This window comes from Bacillus timonensis (genome assembly GCF_004799755.1).
GTDB classification, from domain to species: Bacteria; Bacillota; Bacilli; order Bacillales; family Bacillaceae_L; genus Ferdinandcohnia; species Ferdinandcohnia timonensis_A.
The window spans coordinates 22,277-34,631 of record NZ_SLUB01000021.1 but is presented as its reverse complement, the minus strand read 5'-3'; the positions used below and the strand labels follow the sequence as shown (position 1 = coordinate 34,631).

The 12,355-nt window shown below is 37.6% G+C and carries 13 protein-coding genes; 4 read left to right on the top strand and 9 right to left on the bottom strand.

Features of this window, described 5'->3' with window-relative positions; all coding sequences use genetic code 11:
• Window positions 1-570: 570 nt before the first annotated feature.
• The 4 genes from E1I69_RS12690 to E1I69_RS12675 form a co-directional block, all read right to left on the bottom strand.
• Entirely contained in the window at window positions 571-1,470 is a 900-nt protein-coding gene (locus tag E1I69_RS12690; RefSeq protein WP_136379969.1) for an RluA family pseudouridine synthase, read from the bottom strand.
• 65 nt (window positions 1,471-1,535) lie between these two features.
• The gene (locus E1I69_RS12685) at window positions 1,536-2,330 is read right to left on the bottom strand and encodes an NAD kinase (protein WP_136379968.1); all 795 of its coding nucleotides are present in this window, start codon (window positions 2,328-2,330) and stop codon (window positions 1,536-1,538) included.
• Window positions 2,331-2,347: 17 nt separating this feature from the next.
• The gene (locus E1I69_RS12680; protein ID WP_136379967.1) at window positions 2,348-2,989 is read right to left on the bottom strand and encodes a GTP pyrophosphokinase; all 642 of its coding nucleotides are present in this window, start codon (window positions 2,987-2,989) and stop codon (window positions 2,348-2,350) included.
• A gap of 23 nt (window positions 2,990-3,012) precedes the next feature.
• Window positions 3,013-3,387 carry a hypothetical protein gene (locus E1I69_RS12675; RefSeq protein WP_136379966.1) on the bottom strand — a complete coding sequence of 125 codons (375 nt, stop codon included), beginning with the start codon at window positions 3,385-3,387 and terminating at the stop codon, window positions 3,013-3,015.
• A gap of 141 nt (window positions 3,388-3,528) precedes the next feature.
• Between E1I69_RS12675 and E1I69_RS12670 the strand changes: the two genes are divergently transcribed.
• From E1I69_RS12670 to E1I69_RS24715, 4 genes are all read left to right on the top strand, one after another.
• Complete coding sequence (locus tag E1I69_RS12670; protein ID WP_136379965.1) at window positions 3,529-4,128, top strand: CYTH domain-containing protein; 600 nt, start codon at window positions 3,529-3,531, stop codon at window positions 4,126-4,128.
• Complete coding sequence (locus tag E1I69_RS12665; RefSeq protein WP_136379964.1) at window positions 4,125-4,739, top strand: lytic transglycosylase domain-containing protein; 615 nt, start codon at window positions 4,125-4,127, stop codon at window positions 4,737-4,739. The genes E1I69_RS12670 and E1I69_RS12665 overlap by 4 nt, the downstream gene beginning before the upstream one ends.
• Before the next feature lie 596 nt (window positions 4,740-5,335).
• Window positions 5,336-6,175: a ClpXP adapter SpxH family protein gene (locus tag E1I69_RS12660; RefSeq protein WP_153206449.1), complete on the top strand. Its 840-nt coding sequence runs from the start codon at window positions 5,336-5,338 to the stop codon at window positions 6,173-6,175.
• A 379-nt stretch (window positions 6,176-6,554) separates the two neighbouring features.
• Window positions 6,555-6,731 (top strand): hypothetical protein, encoded by a 177-nt coding sequence (locus E1I69_RS24715; RefSeq protein ID WP_165439162.1) that lies wholly within the window; start codon window positions 6,555-6,557, stop codon window positions 6,729-6,731.
• A 41-nt stretch (window positions 6,732-6,772) separates the two neighbouring features.
• Here E1I69_RS24715 and pepF read toward each other — a convergent pair whose 3' ends face one another.
• The 5 genes from pepF to E1I69_RS12635 form a co-directional block, all read right to left on the bottom strand.
• A complete protein-coding gene (gene pepF / locus E1I69_RS12655; RefSeq protein ID WP_136379962.1) occupies window positions 6,773-8,593 on the bottom strand; it encodes an oligoendopeptidase F in 1,821 nt (606 codons plus the stop codon).
• 94 nt (window positions 8,594-8,687) lie between these two features.
• Window positions 8,688-9,926: a competence protein CoiA gene (locus E1I69_RS12650; RefSeq protein ID WP_161974887.1), complete on the bottom strand. Its 1,239-nt coding sequence runs from the start codon at window positions 9,924-9,926 to the stop codon at window positions 8,688-8,690.
• A 128-nt stretch (window positions 9,927-10,054) separates the two neighbouring features.
• A complete protein-coding gene (gene mecA, locus E1I69_RS12645) occupies window positions 10,055-10,723 on the bottom strand; it encodes an adaptor protein MecA (RefSeq protein ID WP_136379960.1) in 669 nt (222 codons plus the stop codon).
• A gap of 357 nt (window positions 10,724-11,080) precedes the next feature.
• Window positions 11,081-11,476: a transcriptional regulator SpxA gene (gene spxA, locus E1I69_RS12640; RefSeq protein WP_099354197.1), complete on the bottom strand. Its 396-nt coding sequence runs from the start codon at window positions 11,474-11,476 to the stop codon at window positions 11,081-11,083.
• 238 nt (window positions 11,477-11,714) lie between these two features.
• Window positions 11,715-12,290: a GNAT family N-acetyltransferase gene (locus E1I69_RS12635; protein WP_136379959.1), complete on the bottom strand. Its 576-nt coding sequence runs from the start codon at window positions 12,288-12,290 to the stop codon at window positions 11,715-11,717.
• Between the last annotated feature and the right edge of the window lie 65 nt (window positions 12,291-12,355).

Here is a 12,355-nt window from a genome sequence, read left to right as displayed (position 1 = left end):
TCTGGATTTCGATGGCGCTCCAAGTCAATTCGAGGGACACCATTTTCCAATTTCTGGAGTTTGATGGCACTCCAAGTCAATTCGAGGGACATCATTTTCCAATTTCTGGAGTTTGATGGCACTCCAAGTCAATCCGAGGGACACTATTTTCCAATTTCTGGAGTTTGATGGCACTCCAAGTCAATCCGAGGGACATCACTCTCCTAATTTCTGGATTTCGATGGCACTCCAAGTCAATTCGAGGGACACCACTTTCCAATTTCTGGAGTTTGATGGCACTCCAAGTCAATCCGAGGGACTTCACTCTCCTAATTTCTGGATTTTGATGGCACTCCAAGTTCGAGGGACTTCACTCTCCTAATTTTTGGATTTTGATGGCACTCCAAGTCAATTCGAGAGACATCACTCTCCTAATTTCTGGATTTCGATGGCACTCCAAGTCAGTTCGAGGGACACTAACATCCTAATATCTGGATTCGGATGCACTTCCAGGCCGATTCAAGTTACTCAAAAAACCTAATAGAAAGAAATAATGCAACCCCATGAATGCAACCCAACACAAAAGCGACCTCACAAGGTCGCTTTTTCCAATAACTCTCTCATATCTTCCGGCAATTCTGCATAAAAGACTACCTCTTTTTGATACATGGGATGCCAGAAACATAACTCTTGGCAATGAAGTGCCTGTCTTCCAATCTCAACAAGTAATCCCCCATACAAATCATCACCTACAATCGGATGACCTATATGTGAAACATGAACGCGAATCTGGTGGGTTCTCCCAGTCTCTAGCTGAAGCTGTACATGTGTGCAATTTCGAAACTTCTCAATGACCTTAAAATGAGTAACCGCCCTCTGTCCATCCTCGCGCACCTCGCGTTCAATAATGCTATCATCCTTCCGCCCAATTGGGGCATCAATCGTACCAGAATCCATTTCTAGTCCACCATGTACCACGGCTTCGTATGTCCTTTTCAATCTTCCAGCCTTTTGTTGTTCTGATAAGAGATGGTGGATATGACGATGCTTAGCAACGAGCAGCAACCCAGATGTGTCACGATCCAGGCGATTGACTAAATGAACCGTCACATCAAGACCTGTTGATTGGTAATAATACAAGAGCGCATTCGCTAAGCTTCCAGTCGGGCTCTCCCTGGATGGAATTGATTGCTGATATGGTGCTTTGTTCACAACCAATACATATGGATCCTCGTACACAATCTGTAAAGGCAGATTCTCTGGCTTTAACTCTAGGGAAGGTTTTTCAGGTGGAAACACCACTTTCAGAACCTCGCCTTCGATTAAACGATGGCGAACCGTAACAGAACGACCATTTATAAAAATCCCGCCACCTGCGAACTTGATATCCGTAAGAGCCGTTTTTGATATACTCTGCTCCTTTAAAAACTCTCTAACTAGTTTTCCAGTATCTTGTGAAGATACCTTCCATTCCAAAGTAAAAGCATCCACGGTCCTATATCCCTTCCATTTGTCTAGCTATGGCTCGCAGCGATTAGCAAGACTTCACATTTCAACTAATCCGAAATAAACGAATCACGAACCCTTTTCCAAAATGGGAAAGGCCGAAAACGAGCAAAGCGTACTTTTTCAGGAGCTACGCGACATTGAATGGATTTAACATCCTTGTGTAAAAGCGTTAAATGGTCAATGGTAATGTGGAAATCAACATCATTCACTGGTTTCATGACAATCGTATGATGGTTCGGTAATATTAAAGGTGAGCCGACCGTACGAAAGACACGATTATTAATTGAAGCCATTTCTGCAACCTGAATTGCCTCAATCGATGGATGTAAAATCGCGCCACCGAGCGCTTTATTATATGCAGTACTTCCTGATGGTGTCGAAATACATAGTCCATCCCCACGAAATGTTTCAAAAAGCTGTCCCTTGATTTCAAGGTCCATTACAAGTGAGCCCTCTACACTTTTAACCGTACATTCATTTAAAGCAAGATATCTCGATTCCCGTCCCCCGTTGATATAGCGAATATACACCTCAAGTAATGGATACTCAACAACCTGATAAGGGGTTTTGGCAATGGCGATGACGAGTTTCTCTATTTCTTCTGGAACCCAATCTGCATAAAATCCAAGATGGCCTGTGTGGATACCAACAAAAGCTGTTTTATCTAATCGGCTGCGGTAGCGGTGAAAGGCATATAAAAGTGTTCCATCTCCTCCGACAGTTACGACAATATCTGGTTGATCCTCGTCATATGTGAGCCCGAAGTCCATTAAATATGTTCTTATCTTTTGCATTAATGTATTCGAGTTCGAGTCACCTCTCGAAGTTACAGCAAATTTCATATTTTACACCCTATCTATTAAGATTTAGCAGAATCCTTGTTATCCGTTTTTCGAGAAAAAATAGCTTGTGCTTCTTGGATTTCGCCACGTATTTTCGACATCTCCTCGTCAAGAAGAAAAGCAGCCTCGGCCGCACGCTGCAAGCGACGCTCAATTTCTTCAGGAAATCTGCCTTTATATTTGTAGTTCAAAGAATGTTCGATTGTTGCCCAAAAGTTCATTGCAAGTGTGCGAACCTGTATTTCTACTAAAATTTTCTTCTCACCATCAATGGTTTGAACTGGATACTGAATCACAAGATGATACGAGCGGTATCCACTTTCTTTCTTTTGTGTAATATAGTTACGTTCTTCAATAATTTCTAAATCATTTCGCATCCGTAATAATTCAACAACCAGCTTGATATCATCGACAAATTGACACATCATTCGCAAGCCTGCGATGTCTTGCATCTCTTCCTCGATTTTATCGAGCTGAATGTTTTTCTTCATTGCTTTATCCAAAATACTAGGAATGGGCTTTACTCTTCCTGTTACAAATTCAATTGGGGAATGGGTACCTTGCATTTCGAATTGAGTTCTCATTCCTTTAAGCTTTATTTTCAGCTCATCAACAGCTTGCTTGTAAGGAGCCAAAAAAAGATCCCAGTCTTTACTCATGATCGTCCCCCGTTTTTCTAAACTTAGGATAAAAATGTCTTCTCGACAAGTTCGACCATATCATCTCCATAGTTGGCATTACCTTCAATGTTTTGTAAAAGGTACTCCAATTCAGGAATGACATCAATTAGTTCGAGTTCGTTGTCTTCAAGGTGTAAAATAACTTTTTGATTTTCAGTGATAACACTTTTTAATGATGGCCAGACAGCTGATGGCAAACTTACATATATAAATTCCTGCTCATTTTCAAGCTTATAAATGAATGCTAATGAATCGGAATCAACCAGCATTTGACCTGTAGCACTCAATCCAGCCGTGTCAAAATCTGTATGCTCCGCCTTAAGCTCTAACCTGCCGTTAGAATAATTAAATTGACTAATTTCGATATGCTTCTGCATCAGTAATCTCCTTTTCTCATTTCCAAATCCACACCTATTTTATCATATGTACATCAATTCGTTAAAGAAACTGTAACCAATTCTTAAAAAAGGCACACCTCATGATATAATAAAAACAAATTGTTGAAAAGGACGATGACGATGTCACAAGAGCTTGAAATTGAATTTAAAAATTTGCTAGAAGAAAACGAATATCATCGATTACTATCAGCATTCTCAATTGACGATGAGAAAAGAGTAACCCAAGAAAATTTTTATTTTGATACAGCTCAGTTTTCCTTAAAAAACCTGGGGGCTGCCCTCCGTATTCGGGAAAAGAATGGAACATATACACTCACATTAAAACAGCCCACCCGCCGTGGATTACTAGAGACGCATCAAGTTATAACAGAAGAAGAAGCCAAGCAAATGCTTGCTGGTGGTCCTATCATCGATGGTGAAGTTTCTACCATTTTAAATACACTCTCTATTAACCCAATGGATGTTACATTTTTTGGGTCTCTAAAAACGAAAAGAGCTGAATTTGAATATAAAAATGGCTTACTCGTCCTGGATAAGAGTTACTATTTAAACAAATGCGATTTCGAGGTAGAATATGAAGTAACAGATGAAGTAATCGGAAAAGACATTTTTGAAGAATTACTCCAACAACACCATATACCCGTTCGCAAAACAGACAATAAAATTCGCAGATTTTATGATCAAAAAAAACATCTTCTACTAGGAGAGGAACACAGTTGAAAATAGATTTTAAAGTATTGATGGAACTTCAAGCGTTACGAAATGTGTCAACATCCAATTCACCGACAAATAGTAATGATGGATCCATTTTTAAGGACATGCTGTTACAGCTGATATCAAATTCATCTAGTGCACCAACGGAAAGTATTCGTTCGAAGGTTGATCTTTCATCTTTATATAACAACAAGCATTATATGCCTTTAACGATATCGAATCTTCAATCCGCGGCTGTATCCAGCAGCTTTGATGACTTGATACAACAGGCGGCACAAAAACATAATGTGGATCCACGTTTAATTAGCTCTGTGATTAAGCACGAGTCCAATTTCAATCCAAATGCGCAAAGCCATGCCGGAGCCACTGGTCTTATGCAGTTAATGCCTACAACTGCACGTGGATTGGGAGTAACTGATATCACAGATCCAGCCCAAAACATTGAAGCAGGTACGAAATATCTTCGTAATATGCTAGACCGCTATAACGGAAATGTATCACTTGCCTTAGCTGCTTATAATGCTGGACCTGGAAATGTTGATAAATTTGGGGGAATTCCACCCTTTAAAGAAACACAAAACTATGTAAGAAAAGTAACAGAAACCTATCTCGGATAATGAAAAGTTCTCCTGCCCCCCAATAACTGACTCCGATTCAGGGTGCAAAACAATAAATCACAATACGTTTTTAGCGTGAATTCACTTACGAATTCACGCTTTAATTTTCTTGTTATAGTAACGTTATTCTTGTCAGAAGATACCTCAACTTCGGACATCACCGCGTTGTTTTGGCTTTCCCTTGTCTGAAGATGCCTCGACTTCGGACACAACCGCGATGTTTTGGCTTTCCCTTGTCTGAAGATGCCTCGACTTCGGACACAACCGCGATGTTTTGGCTTTCCCTTGTCCGAATATTTACTGATTTTGCCTCTCTAAAGCGTTTGACTATGATTTTTACTGTGATTTAACCTTAGAAACCCTTTGCATTTTAATATGTTAATTAGTCTGTTTGCACCCAAAACGGAACCTGTTAACACCCCAGGGAGAGCTTTTTATTTCGAGCATTTATTTCGATACCATAAATTTCATTTCTCTAAAAAGTGCGCTTTATTTGAGTTAAATCTCGTCCATTGATAAAATGTTAATACATTCAACATTTGATATACACTCCTCGCGGGTAGAAAGGGGGTAAGGTCTTGAAACAAACTGATCAAATGGGATTCAAACATTCATCTGGTAACCGACCGTTGGAAATCTATATGTTTGTTGATCCACTCTGTCCTGATTGTTGGGCATTGGAACCCATTTTAAAAAAGCTGACAATTGAATATGGAAAGTATTTTACGATTCGCCATATTTTAAGTGGCCGCCTTGCTTCCTTGAATATTCAAAAGAGGAAAAAACCAGCTGACATGGCGCAAGTGTGGGAACGCACTGCTAGTCGATCAGGAATGTCGTGCGACGGAACCCTATGGCTTGAAAATCCAATTTCTGCTCCTCATTCTGTTTCCATTGCGATTAAAGCTGCAGAACTACAAGGCAAAAAAGCAGGAATTCGTTTTTTACGAAAGCTTCAAGAAAACCTTTTCCTTGAAAAACGGGATATTTCAGATGCGGATGTACTTTATGCATGTGCAGATGAGGTTGGTCTGGATGTTAACGAATTTAAAAGCGATCTTCATTCATCAAGTGCTGCAAAAGCATTCCAATGCGATTTAAAAATCACATCTGAAATGGACGTTGAGGAAATTCCGACACTTGTTTTCTTTAATGAGAACATTGAAGAGGAAGGTCTAAAAATCACTGGCTGCTATCCATATGAAATGTATGTTCATATTATTTACGATATGCTCGGTGAAAGAATAGAACCCACGCCTCCACCGCCATTGGAGGATTTCTTAAAATATTTTAAATTCGTTGCTTCAAAAGAAATTTCCGTTCTGTACGATTTGCCTATACCAGAAGTGGAACGCGAAATGAAAAAGCTCATTTTAAAGCAAAAAGTTGAACAAGTTCCCGTGAAATACGGAACGTTTTGGAGATATATAGAATAAAAACGCAAGCGCATTGGGGTGAACGTCTATTAAATACTGCCACGTCCTGTGGCAAACATAGACGTCAGCACTTCCTGTGCAAGCGCTAGAGCTAGATATATAGAATAACGAAAAAGACTTGGAATCCAATTGAATCCAAGCCTTTTTACTATATATATCAATAAAGGGGATGGGAGAAATTTCACTTCAAACAAAGGGGTGTTGTTTGTGTGATTACTTCTTGATTACATAATAGCAAGGTTGATAACCATTTTCAACTATTTGTACATTTTTTCACAAAGTTGTCAAATTCCTATTCTTAAAATGGATGCTTGGACATAAGTATAATGTATAGAAACAACACGGTAAAAATTCATTCATTTGTATGGAGGATATAAAGATGAGGAAAATCGGACTGATTATTGGAACCTTCATGATCATCATCACTTTTGGACTAAATATATTGGGATTAATGAAATTAATACCCCTTTATATCACAACCCCTCTTTTATTTCTTTCATTACTTGTCACATTCGTTATTTATAATAATCGAAATCGTTTCAAGGGGTTTCGTTGATAGCAAAGGGCATCCAAATTGGATGCCCCCTCTTATTTTAATTACTTATTTAATAATTTTTCCATTTCTGTTAGTTTTGCTTCGAATACTTTACATGCTTCTTTAATTGGATCTGCAGAAGTCATGTCCACACCTGCATTTTTCAGTACTTCAATTGGGTAGTTAGAGCTTCCCGCTTTTAGGAAGTTGTTAATATAACGGTCAACAGCAGGCTTGCCCTCTTCTAAGATTTGCTTACTCAATGCTGTAGCAGCACTAAAACCTGTTGCATACTGGTACACATAATAATTGTAATAGAAATGTGGAATACGTGACCATTCTAAACCAATTTCCTCATCTACGACAATATTTGGACCAAAGTATTTTTTGTTAAGGTCATAATACATTTCGGTAAACAAATCAGGTGTTAACGCAACCCCCTCTTGTGCTTTCATATGAATCATATGTTCAAATTCAGCAAACATGGTCTGACGGAATACAGTTCCTCTAAAGCCCTCTAACTGGTGATTTAAAATATATAATCTCTTTTGGTCATCATCAAGAGTTTTTAATAAATAGTCCCCTAAGAGTGCTTCATTACAAGTAGACGCCACTTCGGCAACAAAGATAGAATAATTTCCATACGTATATGGCTGATTATTTCTTGTATAGTAGCTATGAACGGAGTGTCCAAATTCATGTGCTAATGTAAATAGATTGTTGACATTGTCCTGCCAGTTCATAAGAATATAAGGATTTGTACCATAGGTTCCTGATGAATATGCACCACTTCGTTTTCCTTTGTTCTCGTGAATGTCCACCCAACGGTTTTCAAAGCCTTCTCTTAAAACATTTAAATAATCCTCACCTAATGGCGCAAGCCCTTTTAGGATATAATCCTTTGCTTCCTCATAGGGAACCTCCATTTTTACATCTTTTACAAGTGGCGTATAGAGATCATACATATGAAGCTCATCCACACCAAGTGCCTTTTTGCGAAGGTCAACATAGCGATGTAACAATGGTAAATGTTCATTGATGGTATTCACAAGATTATCATAAACGGTTTCAGGAATATTATTGCTGCTCAGAGCTGCTTCGCGAGCAGACTTATAATTACGAACACGCGCATTAAAGTTATCCTTTTTAACAGTTCCACTTAACGTGCTGCCAAACGTATTTTTAAATTTGCCATATGTGTCATAGACAGACTTAAATGCTTCTTCTCTGACGCGTCGGTCTGAACTTTCAAGGAAGTTAATATAACGACCATGCGTAATTTCAACCTCTTCCCCGTTCTCATCTTTGATGGTCGGGAAAGTTAAATCAGCGTTGTTTAGCATTCCAAAGGTATTGCTTGAAGAATCCATTACCTCATAGGCTTGTGCAAGCAATGCTTCTTCTTTTGCAGATAAAACATGCGGGCGTTCACGGTTGATATCGTTTAATGCATGCTCGTAGACCTTCAATTCTTCCTTTTCGGATAGGAAAGATTTAATTGTTTCCTCATCGATTGTTAGGATTTCAGGCACGATGAAAGAAAGTGCACTACCTACTTGTGTATATAGATTTGTTGCACGATCATATAAGCCTTGATATAACGAATTTGATGTATCTTGGTCATTACGCATATGTGCATATGTATAAAGTTTACCCATTCGTAAAGAAATGGCATCCTGATAAGCTAAAGCCTCAAAAAGCTTATCCGCAGATTCACCAAGCTTTCCCTGGAATTCTTCAATTCCTGAAATCATCTCTTTTACTTCAGTAAATTCCTTTTCCCACTCAGCATCTGAAGCAAAAATATCTTCTAATCTCCATGTATCCTGTTCGGCAATTTCATTGCGATTCGGGAGTTTCTTTACATTTGATTGTTCCGCCATTTTATAAAACCTCCTATTTCCTATTACACTAAAAAGTATTCGATACTTTATTGATTATCTCCTTTTTTATTCAAAAAGTTCAAGTTTTTTGAATTCAACCTTCACTTAGATCTCTACCAATATTAGGATGTACCAATCCAATTTCTTCATGCTTTCCAACACTTGCCAGCATTTTTTCGTCCATCATACTCGCTTCATCTAAGCTTGTTGGAATTGTAAAATCCTTTATTTTTTCATATTTGGTTTTAGACATTTTTTTTAGATTTCCTGCTTTCACCAATACATGTAGGTACTCCTCAACCGCAAGTGAATATTGTGTATGAAACACCAAAGGCAACTGTCTAATTTCAATCTCTTTTGAAGCAATTCGATTTGAAATAACCTCCATTATGGATGAAAAAAAGAAAGGATCCCCTTTCCTAAGGCGAAGCAAAAGATCAAGCAAAATCCACATTTGCCAAATCATCGAAGGTGTGTGAAACCAGTAACCTGATCGTACAGGTAATCCCACTTCACCTGGTAAATGGGCAGGCGGGATTCTGTTTTGATAAAGCGTGGTCAAAAATGAGGACAACTGGGTAGAGTTATAAAAGGAGTAGCTTGCTCTCCACTTTTGTTTTTTTCTAGCCCATATAGGATGCAAAGTAAAAATACGATTGTCCGGATTCAATAGTTCTGAAAAGGATATTTCTTTTTCTTTATAAAAATACATCGAGCAAAAAGCTTCGGCTGTTGTAAATGGTTGAAGATTAGAGAGTTTAACAAATGTAGACGTATCTGGGCAGTAATAAAGGATGCTAGGGTGGACAGGTTGGTTGAAGGAGGTGGCAAAAAGCCATTGAAATGGTGAAAGTTTTACAGAATGGGTAGACACCCGCTTAAACCATTTTGCACCCAAAATCCAAATAGGTACAATACCTTCCGTCTTATAAGAATGGGATCTCTTTTTAAATAAGGAATAATCAAGTTGAGAGCATTGGTACTCAATTGCGAAGCGTGTATAAGGTGTGGTGACCAAGAGGTCTGGACGTTGTGAGATTTCCGGTAAAAATGGTTCGAGCTTGACATCATACCCTTGGGCTTGGAACCATTGGAAGAGCTGTCGTTTCCCCTCAAGGTGATACTCAGACTCTGGTTCTGTTTTAACCGTACATTCTACTCCTTTTAAATGTGCAAAATGGTGGGTCTTTTTCAAGCCCGCCTTCAGTTGGACTTTGCTTTGGCAAGCCGGACAATAAAATAGCTCATGGCTGCGAAGCTCAAGCAAATCGGAACGTTTCCATTTTTCCACGAGTGATATGTATGTACCGTTTTCACGTAATGCAACAAACACGGCATCATCTCCTTTTTCAATTAGTTTGCTTCTTTAAAATAGCATAGAAAATCTGGTTGTACAATTTAAAAATTATGAACATTTTTCCAAAAAAAAAAGCCGATTCCAAAAATGGAATTCGACTTAGATTATAGCGAGAAATATTTAACCAATTCATTTAATGCATTCTCATGGATAATCTTTTTACCATACTCTTCAATTCTATGAATCGACATTGCCGACTCTTGCCCATATTCCAACACAATGCTAAGCATATCTTCAAGTTGATCTTCAGTGTAGATTTCCTCGTTGAAATCGATAAATAAGTAGTACTTATTTTCGAAGGTGTACAAGGAATTGCTTAATCCTTCAAGCTGGATACGATGTGCTAGTGAAATGACATCCTCAAAATCTTGGAACCGAATTAAAAATTGGAAGGTTTCTTCCTCAAATTCTTCAATAAAGTCTTTGTCCTCGTATTTTGAATGAAATTGTTGATCAAGTAAAGATTCAATCTTCTCATCAACTGGAATTTTATCGTCACCCACAGGAAGTTCATATTTATTCCCATCTTTTGAAAGCTGTGCTCGTGTCACAAGAACTTCTAACCCTTTTTCTAACGCCTGGACTTGGATCCATAGTGGACCATCAATCGTGAATTCTTCTTCCTGATGAATTTCATCCATCATTTCCCAAAAGAGCTCTTCGCTTCGCTCACGGTTATACCAAATTTCTTCACGTTCAAACCCGCGCTGTTCTATGTCATTATATGAAATATAGAATTTCACTGTATATTCGTTGATACGTTCGATTTCCATTACAGAACCTCTCCCTTCTTGCTCAGATTTTGAAGGGACGTTATACCCCCGAGCCAGATGCTCTTTTATTCACTTTTCCCATAAATGTTGTAGAATAACCTACAGATAAGAAAAAAGTCTATATCTTGTACTTTTATTTTATGTTAAAAGATATGAGAATGGAAATAAAAAAGGTTAATTTTTAAAAAACAGTTGTTTTGCCCGGTTTTTCATGCAATATGAGCATGAATTTAGGTTAAGTCATTTCAGTAGCTTCTGTTTTATGTACCATTATAATATGAAACGCGTCAGAAAACGAGTAAAATGTCCTAATAAACAAAAAAACTTCTACGTTTTAACAGTAGAAGTTTCTAGATGTTAGTTTACTAAGCGTTGTGCTTCTTTTAGTTGGAAGGTACGAACCTTTCTTGGTAAGAACCTACGGATTTCGTCCTCATTATATCCTACCTGTAATCTCTTCTCATCAATGATAATTGGTCGACGAAGAAGACCAGGATTTTCTTGAATTAACTTGTATAAATCCTGAAGAGGCATTGTCTCCAGATTTACATTCAATTTTTGGAAAACTTTGGAACGAGTTGAAATAATCTCGTCTGTTCCATCTTCCGTCATACGTAAAATTTCTTTGATCTCCTCGATTGAAAGAGAATCTGAAATAATATTTCTTTCTTGATATGGAATTTGATTTTCCTCTAACCATGACTTCGCTTTACGGCAAGAAGTACAGCTTGGAGAAGTATAAAGAGTAACCATTAACCTTATCACTCCCTTAAAAAGTAGATTATTACTTAACAATCAGCATGATTGGTCATGGATGTATATACTAAATTAAAATTAGTTTAATTAAGTAATTTCTTTAATTATTATACCTCAAATTTTCTGAGAAAGATAGACAATTTTAAAGAAAACTTTTAAATCAGTAAGACCTTGATACACCTATAGTTCTAAATAGAAAAACAATAGGAGTAATCAGTTCCCAATGCTTAAAAAATCACACATCTTTTAAGATGTCCCGATTATCATTATTGTCGTTAAATGATAATACTTGATTAACATCCTGGTAAGATTCCCCATAAAATTCTTTATCTTTATATTTGTGAATTTCTTCATATGTTTTTTTCATGGCTTCATAAATAAGTTCTTCAGATTGATTTGTTGGAGACCAGTATAATATTTCCATCTGGTTTTGTTCATTTGTTGCCAATGATTTGCGCTCGTAACCAATTGAGGTAGCATGTTCAAAACCTTCCCGTTTATAGAACTTTAGTCTTTTCTCGGTATCTGAGTCTTCATAGTTCACAGGTTCGACTTCAAGGATAATTGGCTTACCCTTTTTCTTTAATTTTTCGATGAGTTTATGTCCTAACCCTTGTCCTCGGGATTCTTTTGAAACAAAAAGGTAATCAATAAAAATAAATCTATCTAACTCAGCATACATCAGAACATGGTAAGGACCCTCATCTTTGTAGTAAATATCTCCTTTTTCCTTCAATAAAGTTTCCATATGTTCTTTTGATTTCATTTCTTCAATTGGAAAATACTGATTTAGTTTCTCGTACCAGTTCATACAACTACTCCTTGTATTTTTTATTGGACATCCTTAGTGTATGCAAATGAAAAGAGATTGTTCTC